Origin of the sequence: Halobacillus sp. B23F22_5 (genome assembly GCF_043497085.1) — a bacterium.
Classification (GTDB): domain Bacteria; phylum Bacillota; class Bacilli; order Bacillales; family Halobacillaceae; genus Thalassobacillus.
In genome coordinates, this window is record NZ_JBIEKI010000022.1 from 1 (window position 1) to 21,827 (window position 21,827).

Annotated in this window: 37 protein-coding genes and 1 rRNA gene; 2 read left to right on the forward strand and 36 right to left on the reverse strand. The window is 42.7% G+C overall.

Annotation, left to right across the window (positions count from 1 at the left end; genetic code table 11):
• The 3 genes from ACGTN9_RS19010 to ACGTN9_RS19020 all read right to left on the reverse strand — a co-directional run.
• A 16S ribosomal RNA gene (locus ACGTN9_RS19010) occupies positions 1-97 on the reverse strand; the annotation flags it as partial.
• Between the two features lie 376 nt (positions 98-473).
• The gene (gene pgmB / locus ACGTN9_RS19015; protein WP_499595928.1) at positions 474-1,121 is read right to left on the reverse strand and encodes a beta-phosphoglucomutase; all 648 of its coding nucleotides are present in this window, start codon (positions 1,119-1,121) and stop codon (positions 474-476) included.
• A 56-nt stretch (positions 1,122-1,177) separates the two neighbouring features.
• Positions 1,178-1,399, reverse strand: a complete 222-nt coding sequence (locus ACGTN9_RS19020; RefSeq protein ID WP_499595931.1) for a hypothetical protein — start codon at positions 1,397-1,399, stop codon at positions 1,178-1,180.
• Positions 1,400-1,535: 136 nt separating this feature from the next.
• Here ACGTN9_RS19020 and pdaB point away from each other — a divergent pair, with 136 nt between their 5' ends.
• Positions 1,536-2,294: a polysaccharide deacetylase family sporulation protein PdaB gene (gene pdaB, locus ACGTN9_RS19025; protein ID WP_499595934.1), complete on the forward strand. Its 759-nt coding sequence runs from the start codon at positions 1,536-1,538 to the stop codon at positions 2,292-2,294.
• A gap of 38 nt (positions 2,295-2,332) precedes the next feature.
• On the opposite strand, the gene ACGTN9_RS19030 is transcribed toward pdaB, so the two are convergent.
• The gene (locus ACGTN9_RS19030) at positions 2,333-2,935 is read right to left on the reverse strand and encodes a KinB-signaling pathway activation protein (RefSeq protein WP_499595937.1); all 603 of its coding nucleotides are present in this window, start codon (positions 2,933-2,935) and stop codon (positions 2,333-2,335) included.
• Between the two features lie 144 nt (positions 2,936-3,079).
• Between ACGTN9_RS19030 and gerD the strand changes: the two genes are divergently transcribed.
• Positions 3,080-3,724, forward strand: a complete 645-nt coding sequence (gerD, locus tag ACGTN9_RS19035) for a spore germination lipoprotein GerD (protein ID WP_499595940.1) — start codon at positions 3,080-3,082, stop codon at positions 3,722-3,724.
• Positions 3,725-3,808: 84 nt separating this feature from the next.
• Here gerD and salA read toward each other — a convergent pair whose 3' ends face one another.
• The 32 genes from salA to rplP all read right to left on the reverse strand — a co-directional run bounded on the left by salA (position 3,809) and on the right by rplP (position 21,822).
• A complete protein-coding gene (salA, locus tag ACGTN9_RS19040) occupies positions 3,809-4,864 on the reverse strand; it encodes an iron-sulfur carrier protein/transcriptional regulator SalA (RefSeq protein ID WP_499595941.1) in 1,056 nt (351 codons plus the stop codon).
• A 96-nt stretch (positions 4,865-4,960) separates the two neighbouring features.
• Positions 4,961-5,689 carry an N-acetylmuramoyl-L-alanine amidase CwlD gene (gene cwlD / locus ACGTN9_RS19045; RefSeq protein WP_499595943.1) on the reverse strand — a complete coding sequence of 243 codons (729 nt, stop codon included), beginning with the start codon at positions 5,687-5,689 and terminating at the stop codon, positions 4,961-4,963.
• Positions 5,690-5,756: 67 nt separating this feature from the next.
• On the reverse strand, positions 5,757-6,437 hold the full coding sequence (locus tag ACGTN9_RS19050) for a Dph6-related ATP pyrophosphatase (protein WP_499595945.1): 681 nt from the start codon (positions 6,435-6,437) through the stop codon (positions 5,757-5,759).
• A 132-nt stretch (positions 6,438-6,569) separates the two neighbouring features.
• Positions 6,570-6,962 carry a 30S ribosomal protein S9 gene (gene rpsI / locus ACGTN9_RS19055; RefSeq protein WP_028781746.1) on the reverse strand — a complete coding sequence of 131 codons (393 nt, stop codon included), beginning with the start codon at positions 6,960-6,962 and terminating at the stop codon, positions 6,570-6,572.
• A 19-nt stretch (positions 6,963-6,981) separates the two neighbouring features.
• Positions 6,982-7,419, reverse strand: coding sequence for a 50S ribosomal protein L13 (rplM, locus tag ACGTN9_RS19060; RefSeq protein ID WP_028781745.1), 438 nt, complete (start codon positions 7,417-7,419; stop codon positions 6,982-6,984).
• 200 nt (positions 7,420-7,619) lie between these two features.
• Entirely contained in the window at positions 7,620-8,360 is a 741-nt protein-coding gene (gene truA, locus ACGTN9_RS19065) for a tRNA pseudouridine(38-40) synthase TruA (RefSeq protein ID WP_499595948.1), read from the reverse strand.
• Between the two features lie 15 nt (positions 8,361-8,375).
• The gene (locus ACGTN9_RS19070; RefSeq protein ID WP_499595951.1) at positions 8,376-9,173 is read right to left on the reverse strand and encodes an energy-coupling factor transporter transmembrane component T family protein; all 798 of its coding nucleotides are present in this window, start codon (positions 9,171-9,173) and stop codon (positions 8,376-8,378) included.
• On the reverse strand, positions 9,166-10,038 hold the full coding sequence (locus tag ACGTN9_RS19075; RefSeq protein WP_499595953.1) for an energy-coupling factor ABC transporter ATP-binding protein: 873 nt from the start codon (positions 10,036-10,038) through the stop codon (positions 9,166-9,168). The genes ACGTN9_RS19070 and ACGTN9_RS19075 overlap by 8 nt, the downstream gene beginning before the upstream one ends.
• Complete coding sequence (locus ACGTN9_RS19080) at positions 10,014-10,850, reverse strand: energy-coupling factor ABC transporter ATP-binding protein (protein ID WP_499595955.1); 837 nt, start codon at positions 10,848-10,850, stop codon at positions 10,014-10,016. Before ACGTN9_RS19080 ends, ACGTN9_RS19075 begins: the two co-directional genes overlap by 25 nt.
• Positions 10,851-11,010: 160 nt before the next feature.
• Positions 11,011-11,370 carry a 50S ribosomal protein L17 gene (gene rplQ, locus ACGTN9_RS19085; RefSeq protein ID WP_028781740.1) on the reverse strand — a complete coding sequence of 120 codons (360 nt, stop codon included), beginning with the start codon at positions 11,368-11,370 and terminating at the stop codon, positions 11,011-11,013.
• Between the two features lie 46 nt (positions 11,371-11,416).
• On the reverse strand, positions 11,417-12,361 hold the full coding sequence (locus ACGTN9_RS19090; protein ID WP_499595957.1) for a DNA-directed RNA polymerase subunit alpha: 945 nt from the start codon (positions 12,359-12,361) through the stop codon (positions 11,417-11,419).
• A gap of 184 nt (positions 12,362-12,545) precedes the next feature.
• Positions 12,546-12,935 carry a 30S ribosomal protein S11 gene (rpsK, locus tag ACGTN9_RS19095; RefSeq protein WP_028781738.1) on the reverse strand — a complete coding sequence of 130 codons (390 nt, stop codon included), beginning with the start codon at positions 12,933-12,935 and terminating at the stop codon, positions 12,546-12,548.
• A 30-nt stretch (positions 12,936-12,965) separates the two neighbouring features.
• Positions 12,966-13,331 (reverse strand): 30S ribosomal protein S13, encoded by a 366-nt coding sequence (gene rpsM, locus ACGTN9_RS19100; protein ID WP_028781737.1) that lies wholly within the window; start codon positions 13,329-13,331, stop codon positions 12,966-12,968.
• A gap of 24 nt (positions 13,332-13,355) precedes the next feature.
• Positions 13,356-13,469, reverse strand: a complete 114-nt coding sequence (gene rpmJ / locus ACGTN9_RS19105) for a 50S ribosomal protein L36 (RefSeq protein ID WP_003156543.1) — start codon at positions 13,467-13,469, stop codon at positions 13,356-13,358.
• Positions 13,470-13,504: 35 nt separating this feature from the next.
• Positions 13,505-13,723 (reverse strand): translation initiation factor IF-1, encoded by a 219-nt coding sequence (infA, locus tag ACGTN9_RS19110; protein ID WP_028781736.1) that lies wholly within the window; start codon positions 13,721-13,723, stop codon positions 13,505-13,507.
• A complete protein-coding gene (locus ACGTN9_RS19115) occupies positions 13,701-14,036 on the reverse strand; it encodes a KOW domain-containing RNA-binding protein (protein ID WP_499595963.1) in 336 nt (111 codons plus the stop codon). The genes infA and ACGTN9_RS19115 overlap by 23 nt, the downstream gene beginning before the upstream one ends.
• A gap of 16 nt (positions 14,037-14,052) precedes the next feature.
• A complete protein-coding gene (map, locus tag ACGTN9_RS19120) occupies positions 14,053-14,799 on the reverse strand; it encodes a type I methionyl aminopeptidase (RefSeq protein ID WP_499595966.1) in 747 nt (248 codons plus the stop codon).
• Positions 14,796-15,449, reverse strand: a complete 654-nt coding sequence (locus tag ACGTN9_RS19125) for an adenylate kinase (protein ID WP_499596017.1) — start codon at positions 15,447-15,449, stop codon at positions 14,796-14,798. The genes map and ACGTN9_RS19125 overlap by 4 nt, the downstream gene beginning before the upstream one ends.
• Positions 15,450-15,501: 52 nt before the next feature.
• Entirely contained in the window at positions 15,502-16,794 is a 1,293-nt protein-coding gene (gene secY, locus ACGTN9_RS19130) for a preprotein translocase subunit SecY (protein ID WP_093046749.1), read from the reverse strand.
• Positions 16,794-17,234, reverse strand: coding sequence for a 50S ribosomal protein L15 (gene rplO, locus ACGTN9_RS19135; RefSeq protein ID WP_093046748.1), 441 nt, complete (start codon positions 17,232-17,234; stop codon positions 16,794-16,796). Before rplO ends, secY begins: the two co-directional genes overlap by 1 nt.
• 27 nt (positions 17,235-17,261) lie before the next feature.
• Positions 17,262-17,447: a 50S ribosomal protein L30 gene (rpmD, locus tag ACGTN9_RS19140; RefSeq protein WP_028781730.1), complete on the reverse strand. Its 186-nt coding sequence runs from the start codon at positions 17,445-17,447 to the stop codon at positions 17,262-17,264.
• 13 nt (positions 17,448-17,460) lie between these two features.
• Entirely contained in the window at positions 17,461-17,964 is a 504-nt protein-coding gene (gene rpsE, locus ACGTN9_RS19145; RefSeq protein WP_028781729.1) for a 30S ribosomal protein S5, read from the reverse strand.
• 20 nt (positions 17,965-17,984) lie between these two features.
• Positions 17,985-18,347, reverse strand: coding sequence for a 50S ribosomal protein L18 (rplR, locus tag ACGTN9_RS19150; RefSeq protein ID WP_028781728.1), 363 nt, complete (start codon positions 18,345-18,347; stop codon positions 17,985-17,987).
• Between the two features lie 32 nt (positions 18,348-18,379).
• The gene (gene rplF, locus ACGTN9_RS19155) at positions 18,380-18,916 is read right to left on the reverse strand and encodes a 50S ribosomal protein L6 (protein ID WP_499595972.1); all 537 of its coding nucleotides are present in this window, start codon (positions 18,914-18,916) and stop codon (positions 18,380-18,382) included.
• A gap of 30 nt (positions 18,917-18,946) precedes the next feature.
• Positions 18,947-19,345 (reverse strand): 30S ribosomal protein S8, encoded by a 399-nt coding sequence (rpsH, locus tag ACGTN9_RS19160; protein ID WP_028781726.1) that lies wholly within the window; start codon positions 19,343-19,345, stop codon positions 18,947-18,949.
• A 30-nt stretch (positions 19,346-19,375) separates the two neighbouring features.
• Positions 19,376-19,561, reverse strand: coding sequence for a type Z 30S ribosomal protein S14 (locus ACGTN9_RS19165; protein WP_082411863.1), 186 nt, complete (start codon positions 19,559-19,561; stop codon positions 19,376-19,378).
• 24 nt (positions 19,562-19,585) lie between these two features.
• Complete coding sequence (gene rplE, locus ACGTN9_RS19170) at positions 19,586-20,125, reverse strand: 50S ribosomal protein L5 (protein WP_028781725.1); 540 nt, start codon at positions 20,123-20,125, stop codon at positions 19,586-19,588.
• A 25-nt stretch (positions 20,126-20,150) separates the two neighbouring features.
• Positions 20,151-20,462 (reverse strand): 50S ribosomal protein L24, encoded by a 312-nt coding sequence (gene rplX, locus ACGTN9_RS19175; RefSeq protein WP_028781724.1) that lies wholly within the window; start codon positions 20,460-20,462, stop codon positions 20,151-20,153.
• Positions 20,463-20,497: 35 nt separating this feature from the next.
• Positions 20,498-20,866, reverse strand: a complete 369-nt coding sequence (gene rplN / locus ACGTN9_RS19180; protein WP_028781723.1) for a 50S ribosomal protein L14 — start codon at positions 20,864-20,866, stop codon at positions 20,498-20,500.
• 43 nt (positions 20,867-20,909) lie between these two features.
• A complete protein-coding gene (gene rpsQ, locus ACGTN9_RS19185) occupies positions 20,910-21,173 on the reverse strand; it encodes a 30S ribosomal protein S17 (RefSeq protein WP_499595979.1) in 264 nt (87 codons plus the stop codon).
• Between the two features lie 24 nt (positions 21,174-21,197).
• The gene (gene rpmC, locus ACGTN9_RS19190) at positions 21,198-21,398 is read right to left on the reverse strand and encodes a 50S ribosomal protein L29 (protein ID WP_093046744.1); all 201 of its coding nucleotides are present in this window, start codon (positions 21,396-21,398) and stop codon (positions 21,198-21,200) included.
• Entirely contained in the window at positions 21,388-21,822 is a 435-nt protein-coding gene (rplP, locus tag ACGTN9_RS19195; RefSeq protein ID WP_028781720.1) for a 50S ribosomal protein L16, read from the reverse strand. Before rplP ends, rpmC begins: the two co-directional genes overlap by 11 nt.
• Positions 21,823-21,827: the final 5 nt, after the last annotated feature.

A 21,827-nucleotide genomic window follows, 5' to 3' on the forward strand; every position in this document is an offset into this window, starting at 1 on the left:
ACCCCCGAAGGGGATCCGCTTGCTTCCCGCGCTCGACTTGCATGTATTAGGCACGCCGCCAGCGTTCGTCCTGAGCCAGGATCAAACTCTCCATAAAAGTAAAGTTTGACTTGCTCATGTTTGCACTCGAAAGTGCGTTGTTTCATTTCCTCATATAATGAAGAAATTGAATTGACGTACTGGTTGGTTCGTTCAGTTTTCAAAGATCAAATTGTTGTGTGTCGTTTTTGCGACGAATATTAATATATCATGGCCGCTAATCGTTGTCAACAAATTATTACAAATTTTTTATTGTGTTTTTTGTTGGCTGTGATTTGTTTTCCGACAACAGAAATAAATATAGCATATAAAATACAATTTACGCAATATCTTTTTTAAAGTTTTTTTATAGAATTTAAAAATTATTACCAGGCGGCACGACAATAAAAAAAAGAAGGGAACAAAACCCCTTCTTTCTCTGCTCTATCCCTTCACTAAAACCTCTCTCGCAGGTCCTTCAAATTCAATTCTGTCGTATCTTGTACAATCCAATCAGCCTTTTTCAATGATTGTCCGACACCTACTGCAAACATATCAGCTGACTTAATCGCTTCGACCCCTGCCTGGGCATCTTCTATCCCGATACAGTCAGCCGCTGATACATTTATTTGTTCAGCTGCTTTCAAGAATATTTCTGGATCGGGTTTACCCCGCTCTACTTTAGATGCATCCACCACCTCATCCAGCAGATGAGTGATTTCCAGTCTTTCAATGACTGGCTGTGCATTTTTACTGGAGGAAGCCAGTGCAGTTTTAATCCCTGCCGATTTGATTTCTTCCATGAATTCTAATATTCCAGGCAGTAAATCGTTTGGTGTGATATTTGAAATCATCGTTTTATAATGATCATTTTTTTTAGAGGCGTAATATTCTTTAACCCCTTCTGACAATTCTTTTCCCCCATGTTCCAGAATCAGATCTAAAGATTCCATCCTCCCTACACCTTTCAACTTCTCATTGAAGTCACGGTCAAATGGGATTCCGAGATCTTCAGCGAGTTTCTTCCATGCTTCATAATGGTATTCTGCTGTATCTGTAATCACTCCGTCCAAATCAAAAAGGATCCCTTTGATTTCGGCCATAGTTCCCCACTCCCTTACTTATACCTGTTGTTATACTGAATATAACACATAACTCCTTATTGGTGCTTTTTCTTTCTTGGCATGTACTTTAAACATTCGCTATGACTGGCAATGCGCTTGAACAACTCAAATAGAAGTTCATAACGCTCTTGCATGGCCCGTTTTACCATATGATCAATACGATGATCATCCAAGTCAAATAAAAGCTCGTCCATTTCTCGTTTGATCAGGTACTCTATTTCTTCTCTTTCTAATTCATTTATCAACAAACCAAGCACGTCATCACCTCATTGAAAGATTGTCTTTTCATTGTTCCCTTACACAAATAATTTTATTAGAAAAATTTACCGAACCGAATAGCATGGCCAGTTCATACATAGAATGTAGCAAGTCCACTCGGAAAGAAGGGGTCGCATGCATTTTTTTGTATGGCATCTTAAAAAAATAAAAAAATACGCAGTTATTGTACTTTTAGCATTATTTTGTGCCTTATTTTTGTGGGTCGGCCAATTTAGTTCACTCTCTGTTTTTTCAAGCGAAAATGGTCCAGAAGCATTAAGCAAAGGGAATGATAAGCAATCATCTGTTGCGCTGACGTTCAATATCAGTTGGGGGACAGAAAAAGTGAATGATGTGTTAGCCCAATTAGCCAAACATGATGCTAAGGCTACCTTTTTTGTAAGTGGCGAATGGGCAGAGCGACATCCTGAATTGATGAAAAAAATCAATGAAGGGGAACATGAAATTGGTATGATGGGCTATCGATACACTAGCTATTTAGAACAAAAACCAGAACAGGTACGAAAGGATCTGAATTACGCAGAGGAAATTTTCGATAAGCTGGGGTACGAAGACCTCACACTGTTACGGCCTCCTCATGGTCATTTCAATAAAGAAGTATTGAAGATCGCTGACGAGAAAGGCTATAATGTTGTCCAATGGAGTGTAAATCCAAGGGATTGGGAAAACCCAGGCACCGATGAAATTGTGGATCAAGTGATGAAAAAGAGCTCAAAAGGGGATATCATTCTTCTCCACGCTTCTGACTCCGCTAAACAAACCCCAAAAGCCCTGGAAACCATATTACCTGGATTGAAAGGCAAGGGCTTGAAGTTGGTGAGAGTCACAGATATGGTTGCGGGAAGCGAAGCAAGTGCAAAAGAAATAAAATGAATTCAAAAAAGCCGGACGACAATTGTCCGGCTTTTTCCTTAGGTATTGTGTGGTTCTTTATTATTTAAACGGTGAAGCAGTAATAACTGGTAAGCATTGCATGCCAATAGCGGGATAATCATCATCCAAACATAATCCTGTCCGTCTGACCTTAAAGCAGGTACCCATTCAATCGTCGTTACCACTACCATAAAAAACAAGGCAGGTACAAAAGCTTTAGCGTTTGTTTCTTTCCTTTTCACATAAGCGACAATGTAACTTACAGCCAGCAACCCTAAGGCAGTGAGCAGGAATGGCCAAATTGAAGCTCCATCGCCAGCCGCTTGATACCTGAAGTAAACCAGGTCAAATAAAGTAAACGCAATTAAAAACAATTGTATCGCAGGCCACAAGCTCTTGAACATTCCTAAGCCAAATTGATGCACAGTTAAATAAGCGAAAAAACCCATCTGACTGATAATACTGAATATAAATCCGAGACCTGAAAAAAATAACAACAGTCCGATCAATTCAAAGAAATCGAACGGCCGTAACACGTTAGCATAAGCATCCGCTTTAACAACAAAGCTTGTCAGGAGTGTCAACACCCCACCAAGCACTAAAGTCGTCAAAAAAAGACGCACCCATTTACGACTTGTCACTATTGTTCCTCCTAATCCTTCTTATAACCTTTCCTTTGGTATTTTATCATGAACACCCGTTTTTTTCCTTAATGATATAGCGAATATTTTTCGTGCACTTCCCCATATTAAATAATAATAGGACAAAGAAAGGGGACATTCCAAATGTCCATGAAACGCAGCTTATTGTTCATAGGATTATTTGCATTGTTTCTCACCGCATGTGCAGGGAATTCCTCTGGAAGTGAACAACAAACGGATTATGATACCACCAAAAAAATGGTTGTAGATATATTAAAGTCCGATGATGGCAAAAAAGCCATGACTGAAGTACTATCAGATGAAAAAATGCAGCAATCGATGGCTCTTGAATCAAAGGTAGTGTCCGATGCAGTCAACAAAGCATTGACCTCTGAACAAGGAAAAGAATTTTGGACGAAAATGTTTTCGGATCCAAAATTTGTAAAAGGTTTCGCAGACTCGATGAAAAAAGAACATGAGGAACTATTGAAAGGCTTGATGAAGGATTCTGAATACCAGAAACTTTTAATTGATGTTTTTCAAAATCCACAAATGATCGAGCAGATGCAAACCGTCATGGAAGGACAAAAATTCCGTGAGCATTTAGAGAAAACCATACAGGAAACCCTGAACAGTCCTTTGTTTAAAGCAGAAATGACTGACACACTGCTGAAAGCCGCTGAAAAGATGAAAGGTGGCCAAGGTCAACAAGGCGAAGGCCAAAAACCTGAACAAGGCGGTGGTGGCGAAGGTGGCGGTGGCGAAGGTGGCGGTGGCACGACTGAGTAATTAAGTCGAGCCCCTCACTTCACCTGATTTCACATAAAAAGGTCACGCATCCACTGATGGATAGCGTGACCTTTTTTAAAGTATTCATGATGTTCGATCAATTACCTTAGCCGCTACGTTACGATAAATTTGTCCAGTAGGATGGTCTTCTTGATATACAGAAGGAGCAAAGATATCTTCTTCTTCAAAAGGCTGGCGCAAAGGAATTTGTCCCAGTACATCAGTCTTTAACTGCTCTGCCAGCTTTTCTCCGCCACCACGGCCGAAAACGTATTCCTTATCGCCTGTAACCTGACTTTCAAAGTAAGCCATATTTTCAACTACACCAAGAATTTCATGCTCGGTTTGGATAGCCATCTGCCCTGCACGTGCTGCTACAAATGCAGCAGTTGGGTGTGGTGTGGTTACAATGATTTCTTTGGAAGAAGGAAGCATGGAATGTACATCCAACGCCACATCACCTGTGCCTGGCGGCAGGTCTAGCAATAGATAATCCAGATCGCCCCACTCTACTTCTTTAAAGAAGCTGGTCAACATTTTACCCAGCATAGGTCCTCGCCAGATGACTGGTGAATTATCTTCTACGAAGAATCCCATAGAAATCACCTTCACACCAAAACGCTCTACCGGCAGGATCTTTTCCCCACGTACGACTGGTCGCTCTTCGACACCCATCATATCCGGCACACTAAAGCCGTAAATATCAGCGTCGATGATACCAACTTTTTTGCCTAGACGAGCAAGAGCAATAGCTAAGTTTACAGTAACGGTAGATTTACCTACGCCGCCCTTACCACTGGCAATCGAAATAAAGGTTGTACCTGTTTGTCCATTCATCAGAGAAGCTTCTTCTGCTTGTTGAGCACTTTGTTGATATTTCTCGATAACTTCATCTGGAAGCTGGGTAAAACGCAGTCCCACAGTGGCAGCTCCAGCGCCTTTCAGGATATTGACAATTTCCTGTTGAAGCTGCATTTGTTCTGCAGTATTTGTTTTAGCCACGCCAATCTTGACACTGACATGATTCTTTTCTTCTTTAATTTTAATCTCTTCAACTCCACCTGTTTCTTCTAACGTTTTATGTAAAAACGGATCCTCGATTGGATGAAGTAATTTTTGTACTTCTTCTTTAGTTAACACGAATGATTCACCATCCTTTGAATAGTTTCAATCACAGCAAGTATAACATATTTCATATACATAATAAGTGATTTGCATCAAGGATGGTGAAATCTGTTAATCCGCTTCCGGATATTCTTCTTCACTGGTATAACGTAAAATTCCCTCATAAATGGAAGCAGCCATTTTTCTTTGATAGCTATCTTTTTTCAATAAGTTACGTTCATGAGTATTGGATAAAAAGCCGGCTTCCACCAGTGCTGCAGGAACATTTGCATGTTTGAGCAGATACATGCCATTTATAGCAAGCGCGGTTCTTTCTGTATTTTCCAGGTTGCGGATGATTTCCGCTTGTATGAATTTCGCCAGATTTTCACTTTGTTCCGAATCAGGATAATAGAATGTCTGTGCCCCGTGCCATTGAGTAGCAGGTATGGCATTCAGATGAATACTTAAAAAGAAATCCGGTTCTTTCTCATGAATGAATGCTAAACGGTTTCGTATGTCTTCTGATTTCCTCCTGGAATATCCGTTCGTATCCTCCGCGGCTAAGTCACGGTCATCACTGCGTGTCAAATATACTAGCGCTCCTCCTTGCTGGAGGTAATCCTGCAAGTATTTAGTGATATTCAGCGCAATATCTTTTTCCTGTACATTATCTTCCTCCGGCCCTTCAGCTCCTCCATCAACTCCCCCGTGTCCTGGATCAAGTACAATCACCTTCCCGGCTAACGGAAGCGACCATGTCTGCCATGTATCTTTCGCTTCCTGCACTGGATAAGCAATTAAAAAAATCAATAAGGCCAGTCCACATAACCACGTAAATACCTTCAGACGATGGTACACGTCTCCCCACCCTCTCCCATAACATTCTCTTTCAACTATATGGGACAAGGCAGGAAAATATGCTCGTCTACCCCTTACCTGTCACTTGAAAATCTAGAGTAAGGAAGCGTTCGTGCTGTACAAATGTTTTGCCTGGCTGCAGGGAAATCGGATGTGAAAAAATCGGACCGTCCGTGACAATTGAGTGAAACTCCCCATTTTCACCACATACATCAACAGACTCAGGAAGTTCTCCTAACAGTTTCTCATCTACTTCCTTCCCTAATAGGCGCTCAGGCAACGCTTCTTTATCCAGGGTGGTAATGACTGTGCGAAATCCAAGGGAGAGAAATTCATCCATAATACATCTGGGGTCATCTTTCCACAACGGGAATAACGCCTCCATACCTGCCTGTTTCATATTATCTTCCCGGTAACTCCGGATATCTTCTAAAAAAATATCGCCAAAGACCATTGCTTCTATACCCTCTGCTTTTATACCGTCTATTGCTTTTGCCATAACTGCCTCGTATTCTTTGTTATTACTATTTTCAGGGAGAAAGATTTTTTTCAAAGGAAGTTTCAACGCTTTTGCCTGACATTCTAATACTTCTTCCCTAACTCCATGGAGAGCTGTGCGTTTATTTGTATCCTGTATCGTTGTAAAAAGCCCGGCAACATGATACCCGTCATCTTTCAACATGCGGTAAAGGCTTAACATGCTGTCCTTCCCACCACTGAATGAAACCATCACCTTCCTACGGTCCACTTACATTCCCCCTTATATTAGAAAGCCTTAGTATTTTCTTATACTTTCATCCTTTAACAAAGTTAAACTTTCCTAAAGTACAAAAAAGTCTCTGATCTAAAATAGACCAGAGACTTAAATAGTGATATAAGATTAACGCTTAGAGAACTGTGGTGCACGACGAGCGCCTTTAAGACCGTATTTCTTACGTTCTTTCATGCGGCTGTCACGTGTCAATAGACCTTCACGCTTCAATGGTGTACGGTAGTCAGGGTCCGCTTGTAATAGCGCACGAGCGATACCATGACGGACAGCACCAGCCTGGCCAGTGAATCCACCACCATCAACGTTTACATATACATCATAGTTACCTTCAGTTTCTGTAACAGCAAGAGGCTGCTTTAGAATTGTACGAAGGGTTTCATACGGGAAGTAGTCTTCCGCGTCACGGTTGTTGACTACTACACGGCCGTTACCAGGAACAAGGCGTACACGTGCAGTTGACTTTTTACGACGTCCAGTACCGTTGTATTGTACTTGTGCCACTCTTCATTACCTCCTTAGATTATCCGCGAAGTTCGTAAACTTCTGGTTGTTGTGCTTCGTGCTTGTGCTCTGGGCCAGCATACACGTGAAGCTTTTTACCCATTTTACGTCCCAGGCTTCCTTTAGGAAGCATACCCTTGATTGCAATTTCAAGCATTTGCTCAGGGTATTTTGTACGCATTTCGTTAGCTGTACGAGATTTCAAACCGCCTACATGATTTGTGTGACGGTAGTAAATTTTATCGTTAAGTTTCTTACCTGAAAGTTCGATTTTTTCTGCATTGACGATAATTACGTGATCACCAGTGTCAAAGTGCGGTGTATAAGTTGGTTTATGCTTACCGCGTAGGATAGCAGCTACTTCACTTGATAGACGACCAAGTGTTTTTCCTTCTGCATCCACAACATACCATTTACGTTCAACGTTACCTTCATTAGCCATGAAAGTTGTGCGCATGTCGGTTTCCCTCCTGAATTGTTTAAATGTTTCACAGAGCTTTATTTATCTCGATACGATTAGTTTCCGGGGCTAATCGTGGTATAGAAATAAAATGCCATAGAACATATTATAATACTTACACCCTTAATGTCAAGCAAATGTTACACCAGGGGCAGTTGTTTTTTAATTTTTTAATAACATTCTACTTAAAAAGATGCTTAGTAAAAGACTTTCCATAAAAATAAGCCATGGGGCGGTGCTGTTTTCCCAGCGGCACTTCGGTCCCTGGCCAGGATCATACCAGTAACCGCTTCAGGATCACGTTCTCCCCTGCCGATTTCCAATAATGTACCAACAAGGATGCGAACCATATTGTAAAGAAAACCTGTCCCTCGGAAAATAAATGTGATTTCATTTCCTTCTACAACAACCTCCGCTTTGGTAATGGTTCGTATTTTATCACCTTTCACCGTTGTTCGTGCTGAACAAAAAGAAGTAAAATCATGTTCTCCTTCTAAATAGTCGCATGCTTTACTCATCGCTTCAATATTTAGTGGCTGTGGTACGTGATAACTGTAATGACGACGGAATAAATCAGCTTCCTTTTGGTTTAACACCTTATAGTGATATTCTTTTCCGGTGGTATCATAGCGTGCATGGAAATCAGAATTCGCATATTGAACGTCAGCCACGCGAATATCTGCTGGAAGCATGGCGGTTAACGCCCGCTTCCATCCATCGAGCGGAATATCGAGGTCAGAGGTGAAATGAATGACCTGACCGACTGCGTGTACACCTGCATCAGTCCGGCCGGAAGCAATAACTTTCACCACTTCCCCTTTATGCATTTTGGATAAAGCAGCTTCGATTTCGGCCTGGATGGTACGGCCATTCGGCTGCACTTGATACCCCGCGAACGCTGTTCCATCATATTGGATGATGCATTTCAACTTTTGCATAGAGCTTCCTCCATCCTACGATCGGGTCAAGAATAAACCGATGATAACAAGGAAAAACAGAATATACGCATAAATATCCAGCCTGCCGGTTCGAAGCTCTCTCAGTTTTGTCCTTCCTTCGCCACCCTGGTACCCCCTTGCTTCCATTGCCATGGCTAGTTCCTCAGCCCGTTTAAATGCACTGACAAACAATGGGACAAGCAGTGGGACTACAGCTTTGATACGGTCTTTGACAGGTCCTGTTCGAAAATCAACCCCGCGCGATGCCTGCGCCTTTGATATCTTCTCTGTTTCCTGCATCAAAGTAGGGATGAACCGGAGCGAAATCGACATCATCAAAGCAAGCTCATGAACAGGAAATCGAATCTTTTTTAAAGGTCCTAGCATACCTTCAATTGCATCCGTTATTTCAATAGGGGTTGTCGTTAAGGTGAGCAGCGAGGTCACTAAAATCAACAAAAAGAAGCGCAACGAAATAGCTAAACCTTGAATAAGTCCACCAGTATAAAAATCAAAGGTGAAAATACTGAATAGTACTTCTCCCTCTTTAGTGACGAATAAATGCAGAATAAAAGTAAACACAATCAAAAACCAAACTGGCAGCAGCCCTTTGATTAAATAATGTGCTGGTATTTTAGTAGAAACAGCACTCCCTACCGCAAATAAAGTAAGCAGACCATAACTCATAACAGAATTAGCAAAGAATACGATCAGCACAAAGAAAAAAATGATAGTGATTTTCGTCCTGGGGTCGAGACGATGAATAACGGAATTACCGGGTACATATTGACCGATGATCATACTGCTACTCATGGATGTCTCCCCCTTTTACCATAGCAGCCAATTCCTTTGCTAATTGTGCTATGTTCTGATTATGATAGGAGATCGTTTTTCCGAATTTCTCTTCTACTCCACTTAAGAATTGAATGACTTCAGGAACATCCAGCTGAACATGTTCTAATTCTTCCTTACGTATCAAAACCTCCAGAGGAGGTCCTTCCAAATGCTTTTTTCCATCCTTCAAAATGATGATATGGTCAGCATAGCGAAGCGCATCTTCCATGCTATGGGTAACAAGGACAGTAGTAAGTTGCTTTTCTTTATGGAGATCGGAAAACATATCCATGATTTCCCTTTGCCCGCGAGGATCCAGACCTGCAGTGGGTTCATCTAATACTAATACCTTCGGATCCATAGCCAATACTCCTGCAATAGCTACTCTCCTCATCTGACCCCCACTTAAATCAAAAGGGGAGCGGTCTAAAAGTTCCTCCGGCAAATCTACAGCCTTGATTGCTTTCTGAGTTCTCCGTTTGATTTCTTCTTGATCCACATGAAAGTTAAGTGGGCCAAATCCAATATCTTTCTCGACGGTTTCTTCAAACAATTGATGCTCAGGATATTGAAAGACAACGCCCACTTTTTCCCGCAATTCTTTTATATTTTTCGTCTTTTCATCAGCACTTATTTTGTAATTGCCAATGGTAACTTCGCCTACAGTTGGCCGCAACAGTCCATTCAAATGCTGAAGCATGGTGGACTTGCCGGAACCTGTATGCCCGATTACCGCTACAAAGGAGCCAGACCGGATATGAAACGATAGTTCACTTAATGCGCGATGCTCAAACGGTGTATTGGGTTGATAGATATAACTTACATCTTTGAATGTAATGTCCATAATTCCTCCAACAACTCCTGGTGATTAAGTGGCTCACGCTGTATATTCAAACCAGCGGCCGACAATTCAGCAGCCAGTTTGGTCACAAAAGGAGTATCTAAGCCAATATTCCGTAAAGCATCTTTCTCTGCAAAAACCTCTCGAGGAGTACCTTCCAGCCATCTGCGTCCTTGGTTCATCACTAATACTCGATCGGCTTTTATTACTTCTCTTAAATCATGCGTGATGGTAATTAAAGAGAGATCCTGATTTTCTTGTACCTGTCGTATCGTCTCCATAATTTCCATTCTGCCTTTTGGGTCAAGCATAGCAGTCGCTTCATCAAGAATGATCAGTTGAGGAGCAACAGCCAAAACACTAGCTATGGCTACTCGCTGTTTTTGTCCTCCCGAAAGGCGGTGAGGTTCATGAGCTTCGTAATCACTCATTCCGACAGCTGCTAAGCTGCTTTTGACTCTTTTTAACATCAATTCCCTGGGCAATCCGTGATTTTCCATACCGAATGCCACATCATCCCTTACCGTAGTTCCCACAAATTGGTTGTCAGGGTTTTGAAACACCATCCCGACTTTTTTTCGGATATCCCAAATTGTTTCCTCATTGACTACTATTCCATCAACCAGGATCTCTCCTTGTTGAGGTAAGAGAAGACCATTCATCAACTTAGCTATCGTTGATTTTCCTGAGCCATTATGACCGATGATCGCTAACCATTCATCCGTATGAACTGTGAAGCTTACATTCTCCAGTACCCACGGCTGATCTTCTCTATATCGGAAAGATACGTCTCTAAACTCGATAAATTGCGACAAACTTGCTCCCCCTCTGCTCGGCTAATATATTATTTCCGGGGAAATAATGTCTGAATTCCTTGAAAGAATGGGAAATTCCTGTAATGGTGCAAAACAAAAAAGGGCTGGAACCAACCTCTAGCTGAGATTCCGTCCTGCCCTTTTGCACCCTTGTTATTCATTAAACTAATTCAATGATCGCCATCTTCGCGCCATCCCCTTGACGTTCGCCAAGTTTCAGGACACGAGTGTAACCACCTTGACGATCCTCATAGCGTGGAGCGATGTCAGAGAATAGTTTTTGTAGTGCTGACTGATCCCCTTCTTCATCAGCTGAAGCACTGTATAGATACGCTTCTGCTTGACGACGAGCGTGTAGGTCCCCACGCTTGCCAAGTGTGATCATTTTGTCCACGACAGAACGAAGCTCCTTCGCTTTTGCTTCAGTCGTTTCAATACGTTCATGGATAATTAGATCCGTCGCCAGGTTGCGTAACAACGCTAAGCGCTGATCTGTAGTACGACCCAATTTTCTAGCCATTGATTATCCCTCCCTTGTTTGGACTCTCTTAGATGCAATCTATCGATCAATCGTCTTTTCTTAGACCAAGCCCGAGTTCATCTAACTTGTATTTTACTTCTTCTAATGACTTACGCCCAAGGTTACGGACCTTCATCATATCTTCTTCTGATTTATGGGCCAACTCCTGGACTGTATTGATTCCCGCACGTTTCAGGCAATTATAAGAGCGTACGGACAAATCAAGCTCTTCAATCGTCATCTCAAGCACTTTCTCTTTCTGGTCCTCTTCTTTCTCCACCATGATTTCAGCTTTTTGAGCTTCATCAGTCAGGCCGACAAAGATATTAAGGTGTTCCATATAGACTTTAGCGCCTAGAGATACAGCCTCTTCAGGACGGATACTTCCATCTGTCCATACATCAAGCGTAAGTTTATCAAAGTTTGCAGACTGACCGACACGTGTATTTTCCACTTGGTATGTTACACGTGACACTGGTGTGAAGATGGAATCAACAGGAATGACTCCAATTGGTAAATCTTCGTGATTGTTCCCCTCTGCCGGGCGATATCCTCTGCCACGTTCAGCCGTGATACGCATTTGCAAGTTGGCATTCGGGCCAAGTGTTGCAATGTGAAGATCCGGATTCAACACCTCGATATCACTATCATGCGTAATATCAGCAGCAGTTACTTTTCCTTCGCCTTGTACATCGATTTCTAAAGTCTTTTCCTCTTCAGAATAAATCTTAAGAGCCAATTGCTTCAGATTCAGAATGATAGTGGTAACATCTTCTACAACCCCATCAATGGTGGAGAATTCATGAAGAGCCCCTTCCATCTGAACAGATGTGACAGCAGCGCCAGGAAGCGAGGATAGTAGGATACGACGTAAGGAGTTACCTAGTGTTGTACCATACCCGCGTTCGAGCGGTTCGACAACGAATTTCCCAAAAGTGGCGTCATCGCTGATCTCAACCGTTTCAATTTTCGGCTTTTCAATTTCGATCATTAAACAAAACCCTCCTTCAAAACGTCGAAACCTCGGTTAGACCTCCTGTCTAACCGAAATTCCTCAGGTAGGCAGTCCCCGATTTAGAACAAATAACGTTCCGTATTGTCTGTTATACATGCGTTGCTGTTAAATAGCTATCATAACCCATTATAGACAGGGTTACAAATTCTATACAGATAAATTATACACGACGACGTTTTGGCGGACGGCAACCATTGTGAGGTACAGGCGTTACGTCACGAATAGCTGTTACTTCCAAGCCTGCTGCTTGAAGTGCACGGATGGCAGCTTCACGTCCAGCACCTGGGCCTTTAACGGTTACTTCCAATGTTTTCAAGCCATGCTCTTGTGCTGCTTTAGCTGCAGCTTCAGAAGCCATTTGAGCAGCGAATGGAGTAGATTTACGAGAACCCTTGAAACCTAGGGAACCAGCACTGCTCCAGCTTACTGCGTTACCTTGCACATCGGTGATAGTAACGATCGTATTGTTGAAAGTGGAACGGATATGCGCCACACCACTCTCAATATTCTTTTTCACACGACGTTTACGAGTGTTAGTTTTACGTGCCATATTGTTGTATTTACCTCCTTTATCAATCGATTATTTACGTTTATTAGCAACGGTACGACGTGGTCCCTTACGAGTACGGGAGTTATTCTTCGTCTTCTGTCCGCGTACTGGAAGGCCGCGACGATGGCGGATCCCACGGTAAGAACCGATTTCAATCAAACGTTTGATGTTAAGAGAAACTTCACGGCGAAGATCACCTTCAACGTTATAGTCTTCTATTGCTTTACGGATTTTAGCTAGTTCGTCCTCAGTCAAGTCGCGGACACGAGTGTCTTCAGAAACACCAGCTTTTGCCAGCACATCTTTAGCAGCGGATTTACCGATGCCGTAGATGTAAGTCAATGAAACAACGACGCGCTTGTCACGAGGAATATCAATACCTGCAATACGTGCCATAGGTTACGTGCACCTCCTTCAGAATTAACCTTGTTTTTGTTTATGCTTAGGGTTTTCGCAAATTACCATTACTTTACCTTTACGACGGATAACTTTGCATTTTTCGCAAATTGGTTTTACAGAAGGCCTTACCTTCATGATCCATACCTCCTTTTAGATCGGAGCATTTCATGCTATTTATAACGGTACGTAATTCGTCCTCTTGTCAAATCATATGGGGAAAGTTCAACCGTCACTTTGTCTCCAGGCAAGATTCGAATGAAATGCATGCGAATTTTACCAGAAACATGTGCCAGAACGGTATGTTCGTTCTCAAGTTCTACTTTGAACATAGCGTTCGGTAGAGTTTCAACGACGGTCCCTTCCACTTCAATTACATCGTCTTTCGCCATCGAGTTGATCTCCCTTCTTCAAATCAGTCACTACTTCATTGATAAATTTGGTTACGGCAAAACGCAGCTTACCATTTGTGACGCGACCAGTTTCTAGAAGGCTGTGTTGGACTTCTGGAGAAACGAAATCCATCAGCTCCACGTGCTGCAGATTCTTTTTCTTTGGTCGATCAAACTTCCGTTTCTCCCCATCAGCAAGCAGCACAAAACGATCGTCAAGCAAATCGATGACAACCATATACTGCTCTGCTTCACGTCCCTGTACAATACGAACAACTTGACCTATTCGTGGACTCGACTCAGTTTCGTTCAATCACGATCACCTTCACTTAGGCTTTGGTTAAAATCTCATAACCTTCTTCAGTAATAACGATAGTGTGTTCAAAATGCGCACACATCTTACCATCTTGAGTGACGACCGTCCAATTATCTGCAAGTGTTTTAACATACCTTTTCCCTGCATTGACCATAGGCTCAACCGCTAATACCATGCCAGGCTTCAATCTTGGACCTTTGTTTGGAGGTCCATAATGAGGGATCTGCGGATCCTCATGAAGTTCCTGACCGACCCCGTGTCCGACATACTCGCGGACAATGGAGTATCCTAACGGTTCAACGTGACTTTGAATGGCATGCGATATATTTGAAAGGCGTACACCTGGTTTTGCTTCATCAAGTCCTTTGAACAAGGATGTCTCAGTAACTTTCAGCAAATCCTCTGTCTTTTCATCAATTTCACCGACTGGATAAGTCCAGGCAGAATCGCCATGATATCCTTTGTATTTAGCACCGATATCAATGCTGATGATATCTCCTTCATTCAATTTCCGGTCACCCGGAATTCCATGAACAAGTTCCTCATTGACCGAGGCGCAAATACTACCACGGAAACCATTATACCCTTTAAAGGAAGGAATTGCATCCATACTGCTGATGAACTCCTCTGCAATACGGTCCAATTCTCCAGTAGTGATACCTGGTTGAATGTGTTTTTTCAACTCCCGGTGCGTCAGGGCTACAATCTTGCCCGCTTCACGCATGATTTCAATTTCCCGTGGTGTTTTTGTGATGATCATTTAGATAAGCCTCCGAGCTTTTCGTCGATGTCCTTGAATACTTGGTTGATATCTTGGTCACCTTTGATTGTTACTAAATAGCCTTTGTCCTTATAGAAGTCCAACATTGGTTGTGTTTGTTCAATATTTACATCCAAACGCTTACGGACGGTTGCTGGCTGGTCGTCTTCACGTTGAATCAACTCAGATCCATCCTTATCACATTTGCCTTCCACTTTAGGAGGGTTGTAAATGACGTGGTACGTAGCACCACATGTCGGGCAAACACGTCTTCCTGTCAAACGTTCTACCAGTTGATCGGTCGGAACATCGATATGAAGAACATAATCTAATGATTCGTTCATATCTTTCAACAGATTTTCGAGGGCTTCGGCTTGAGCGATAGTTCTTGGAAAACCATCCAGCAAGAAACCTTTTTGACAATCATCTTTGCTGAGACGTTCGCGAACGATTCCGATAGTAACTTCATCAGGAACCAATTCACCTTTGTCCATGAACGATTTTGCTTCTTTACCTAATGCTGTTCCTTCTTTGATAGCTAAACGGAACATATCTCCAGTTGAGATATGAGGGATGTTATATTTTTCGACTATCTTTTCAGCCTGAGTGCCCTTGCCGGCACCAGGAAGACCCATCAGAATTAAATTCAACTTATTCCCCTCGCTCTCATGTTGATCATCCATATGCAATCACGCAGGATGTTTATTTAATAAAACCTTTATAGTGGCGTTTCACTAATTGACTCTCCAACTGTTTCATCATTTCAAGTGCAACCCCTACTACGATGAGCAAGCTGGTACCACCAATTTGAATACTAGGTGGCAGATTTGCCAATGACCCAAGTATGATCGGCAGAATCGAAACGGCAGCGAGGAAAATCGAGCCGACGAAAGTAAGACGATACATTACTCGTGTCAAATAAGTTTCCGTGTTTTGCCCTGGTCGGATACCAGGAATATATCCGCCTTGCTTCTTCAAGTTTTCTGCCATTTGTTCAGGATTAACTTGAACAAAAGTATAGAAGTACGTGAAGGCGATGATCAAAGCGACATAAATGACCATACCAGGCCAGTTTTGATAGTTGAAAATATATTCAATCGTACTTGCAACTTCACTTCCTTCAAAAAATCCAGCGATTGTACGCGGTGCAATGATGAAAGAAATTGCAAAGATGACCGGGATTACCCCTGCCGCATTCACTTTAATCGGTAAATGCGTGGAGTGACCACCTACAGGTGAACGATTTACAAGGCGTTTGGCATATTGGACTGGAATTTTACGTAGTGCTTGCTGGATGAAAATGACACCAACAACCACAGCTACGATTACTAGTAGAATGATTGCCAAGATTACGATGTTGATAAACAATTGTTCACCAGGATCAGCGAGATACTTATCATACAGTTGATTTACACCTTGCGGAATAGCAGCTACGATACCTGCAAAAATCAAGATGGAAATTCCGTTTCCTACTCCATTTGCAGTGATTTGTTCACCAAGCCACATCAAGAATGCCGTACCGCCGGTCAGTACCAACGCAATAACAAGGAACTTACCTACTCCAGGGTTCTGGATCAACTGTCCCTGCGTCATAGCGTTGAATCCGATCGACATTCCGATCGCTTGAATAAATGCTAGAACGATGGTTCCATATCGAGTGAATTGAGCTAATTTTCTGCGGCCCACTTCCCCTTGTTTCTTCCATTCTGCAAACTTAGGTACTACGTCCATCTGCAGTAACTGCATGATGATGGAAGCAGTAATGTAGGGCATGATTCCCATCGCAAAAATGGAGAAGTTCTGTAACGCACCGCCCCCGAAAGTATTCAAGAACCCGAAGGCATTCTGTTCATCCATGAAGTTGATAGCATTTTTATCCGTAAATGGTACAGGAATGAACGTACCAAAACGGAACACGATCAACATCAATAATGTGAATATGATTTTTTGCCGAATATCACCCACGCGCATAAAATTGGAGATTGTCCGGAACATTAAATCACCTCAGTTTGACCGCCCGCTGCTTCAATTGCTTCTTTAGCTGAAGCAGAGAACTTGTGAGCTTTTACTGTGAGTTTTTTCTCGATTGATCCGTTACCAAGAACCTTGATACCAGCTTTTTCTTTGCTTACTACGCCAGTTTCAAGTAAAAGCTCAGGAGTAACCTCTGTGCCTTCATCAAAGCGATTAAGTGCATCAAGGTTTACGATAGCGAATTCCTTACGATGGATGTTAGTGAATCCACGCTTAGGAAGACGTTGGAACAATGGCATTTGTCCACCTTCGAACCCTGGACGAGTGCCACCGCCGGAACGAGCTTTTTGTCCTTTATGACCACGCCCGGAAGTTTTACCATTTCCTGTAGCCATTCCGCGTCCGACACGGTTACGTTCTTTACGAGCACCTTTTGATGGCTTCAATTCATGTAGTTTCATGCGAGCACCTCCTCTTTGCGCTTAATGTTATTCTACTTCTTTAACTGCAACCAAGTGGGATACTTTGTTGACCATTCCACGATTAGACGGAGTGTCTTCTAGTACCACTGATTGACGAATTTTATTCAAGCCAAGTGTTTTGACAGTTAGACGTTGGTCTTCAGGTCTGCCGATCACACTGCGCGTGAGGGTAACTTCCAACTTTTTAGCCATGTTATTTCCCTCCTTATCCTAACAGTTCTTCTACAGACTTTCCACGTAGTTTAGCTACATCTTCAGCACGCTTAAGCTCGTTCAGGCCGCTGATTGTTGCACGGACCATGTTGATTGGTGTGTTGGATCCCAGGGATTTAGATAGGATGTCGCCTACACCTGCAAGCTCAAGTACGGCACGGACAGGGCCACCAGCGATTACTCCGGTACCTTCTGCAGCTGGTTTCAAGAGAATGTTTCCAGCGCCGAATTGTCCATGGATTTCATGTGGAATAGTCGTACCAACGACTGGTACACTGATCAAGTTTTTCTTTGCATCGTCAATCGCCTTTTTGATCGCTTCTGGTACCTCTTGGGCTTTACCAGTACCGAATCCGACGTGACCATTTTTATCACCTACAACAACCAATGCCGCAAAGCGGAAACGACGTCCACCTTTAACTACTTTTGCTACACGGTTGACTGTTACCACGCGTTCTTCTAGATCTAGTTTACTAGGGTCGATGTTTGTACGCATATATGTCCCTCCTTTAACGATTAAAATTCAAGGCCGGCTTCACGAGCGGCTTCTGCTAATGCTTTTACACGTCCATGATACAAGTAACCGCCACGGTCAAACACGACGTTCTTATATCCATTTTCTTGTGCACGTTGTGCAATCAATTCTCCGACTTTTTTAGCAGCTTCCACGTTTCCAGTGCTCTCAACTTCGACACCGTTATCGTTAGTAGAAGCACTAGCTACTGTCACCTGGTTCACATCATCGATCAATTGAGCATAGATGTGCTTGTTAGAGCGATATACGTTCAAACGTGGGCGTGCAGCAGTTCCAGAAATGCTGCGACGTACACGAGCATGTCTTTTCTTACGTGTCACATTTTTATCAGGCTTAGTGATCATCAAGGTCACTCCTTTCTGTTGCTTACTTGCCCTTACTTAGCAGTTTTACCTTCTTTACGACGTACATATTCGCCTTCATAACGGATACCTTTACCTTTGTAAGGCTCTGGTGGACGAATCGCACGGATGTTGGCAGCTACAGCTCCAACCAATTCTTTATCGATGCCTTTTACCACAAGTTTTGTGTTGGAAGGAACGTCGATTTCAATACCATCACGCTGTTCTACTTCTACAGGGTGGGAATAACCAGCATTGATAGTCACTTTGTTACCTTGCTTTGTCGCACGGTAACCTACCCCGATGATTTCAAGACTCTTTTCGTAACCTTTGGATACTCCTTCAACCATGTTTCCGATCAGGCTGCGAGTTGTTCCATGAAGGGCACGATGTTCTTTACTTTCGCTTGGACGCTCTACTGTAAGAACATTGTCTTCAATCTTGATCGTCATATCCTGGTGGAACGTTTGAGTAAGTTCCCCTTTAGGACCTTTTACTGTAACCGTGTTGTTGTCGTTTTTAACCTCAACACCTTCTGGAAGTTCTAATGATTTTAAACCTACGCGAGACATACCTTTGCACCTCCTGTCTTCTCTATAAGATTACCAGATATAGGCAAGCACTTCGCCGCCAATAGCCTGCTCACGTGCTTCTTTATCGGTTAATACACCTTTTGATGTGGAAACGATAGCTACACCTAAACCATTCAATACTTTAGGCAGCTCTTCTGCTTTTGCGTATACACGCAAACCTGGTTTACTAATACGTTTTAGTCCAGTGATAACGCGTTCGTCGTTTTGTCCGTATTTCAAGAAAATACGTAGCATACCTTGATGATTGTCTTCTACATATTCAAAATCACGCACAAACCCTTCACGCTTAAGGATATCAGCGATCTCCTTCTTCAAATTTGAAGCTGGAAGTTCTAGCTTCTCATGGCGAACCATGTTGGCATTACGAATACGTGTCAGCATATCTGCAATCGGATCTGTCATTGTCATAACTTGTTACCTCCTTCCCTATCGGGCTCTTTACCAGCTAGCTTTTTTGACGCCAGGAATTTGTCCTTTATATGCAAGTTCACGGAAGCAAATACGGCAAAGTTTGAATTTGCGTAGTACGGAATGAGGACGTCCACAACGCTCACAACGTGTATATTCCTGAACTTTATATTTTTGCGGTCGCTTTTGTTTCGCGATCATTGATTTTTTAGCCACAATTTTCCCTCCTTTGTTAGCTCATTATTTTTGAAACGGCATGCCAAACTGAGCTAAGAGTTCACGCGCTTCTTCATCAGTGTTCGCTGTAGTTACTACAACGATATCCATTCCACGCACTTTGTTGACTTTATCATAATTAATCTCTGGGAAAATCAATTGTTCTTTTACGCCAAGCGTGTAGTTTCCTCGGCCGTCGAATGCTTTCTTAGAGATACCACGGAAGTCACGTACACGTGGCAGGGAAACAGCAATCAACTTTTGCAAGAATTCATACATGCGCTCACCGCGAAGTGTGACTTTCGCGCCGATTGGCATTCCTTCACGAAGGCGGAAGCCAGCGATTGATTTCTTCGCGCGTGTCACCATTGGTTTTTGACCAGTGATAAGTGATAATTCTTCAACTGCAGTATCCAAAGCTTTCGCATTTTGTACTGCATCACCTACACCCATGTTGACTACAATCTTCTCAACTTTAGGTGTTTGCATGATAGAGTCATAATTGAATTTTTCCATCAAAGATGGCACTACTTCTTCTTGATACTTTTTCTTTAGTTCGTTCATCGTATGGCCCTCCTTTCGTCGCTAATTAGTTACCTAACGTTTCACCAGACTTTTTAGCGATACGAACTTTCTTTCCGTTTTCTTCCTTATATCCAACGCGTGTTGGTTCGCCGGATTTCGGATCGATCGGCATCACATTAGATACATGGATAGGTGCTTCCTGGTTGAGGATTCCACCTTGTGGGTTATCTTGAGAAGGTTTCGCGTGTTTTTTAACCACGTTGATCCCTTCAACTAGTACACGTTCATTTTTCGGGTAAGCTTCAAGTACAGAGCCTTGCTTGCCTTTGTCCTTACCGGAAATGACCATTACCTTATCGCCTTTTTTCACATGCATGCTTGACGCACCTCCTTAACAACGCGATTCATTCTTTATAGTACTTCTGGAGCTAGAGATACGATTTTCATGAATTTTTCATCACGTAATTCACGAGCAACTGGACCGAAGATACGAGTACCGCGTGGTCCTTTATCGTCACGGATGATTACGGCTGCATTCTCATCAAATCGAATGTAAGAACCATCTTTACGGCGAGCTCCGCTCTTAGAACGTACGATGACTGCTCTTACTACCTCACCTTTTTTAACAACGCCTCCTGGTGTTGCTTGTTTTACCGTAGCAACGATGACGTCACCGATGTTGGCGGTCTTACGTCCAGAACCACCTAACACTTTGATTGCTTGGATTTCACGAGCACCAGAGTTGTCTGCGACTTTTAAACGACTCTCTTGTTGGATCATATCGTTGTAACCTCCCTTCGGAATCCTTCCGAGCGAACTTTAATTAGATAATTACTGACTCTTCAACGATTTCAACCAAACGGAAACGCTTAGTAGCTGATAGCGGACGAGTTTCCATGATACGGACGACGTCGCCGTTCTTAGCTTGGTTGTTTTCGTCATGTGTTTTGAACTTCTTAGAGTATTTGACACGCTTGCCATAAAGTTTGTGGAATTTATACGTTTCAACCATTACCGTAATGGTTTTATCCATCTTGTCAGATACTACACGACCAGTGTAAACCTTACGATTGTTACGTTCACTCATGTGAGGGTAACCTCCTCTCAACTATTAGTTATTTACGCCTAGCTCTCTTTCGCGAACAACGGTCTTCATTTTTGCAATAGACTTGCGAACCTCACGGATACGCGCTGTGTTCTCAAGTTGACCTGTTGCTAGCTGGAAACGTAGGTTGAAAAGTTCTTCTTTTAAAGATTTAACTTTTTGTTCAATTTCGGCAGTGGTTAATTCTCTGATTTCATTAGCCTTCATTGATTTCACCACCAATTTCTTCACGTTTTACGAATTTAGTTTTGATCGGCAGCTTGTGAGAAGCAAGGCGCAACGCTTCGCGTGCTACTTCTTCTGATACACCTGCGATTTCAAACATAATTTTTCCAGGTTTTACTACTGCAACCCATCCTTCAGGAGCACCTTTACCGGAACCCATGCGGACCTCTAGGGGTTTAGCAGTATAAGGTTTGTCAGGGAAGATTTTGATCCAAACCTTACCGCCACGCTTCATGTAACGAGTCATCGCGATACGCGCTGCCTCGATTTGACGGCTAGTAATCCATGCAGGCTCTACAGCTTGCAAACCATATTCACCGAATGCTACTGAAGTTCCACCTTTTGCACGGCCTTTCAAACTAGTACGGTGTTGACGACGATACTTGACACGTTTAGGCATTAACATAATGC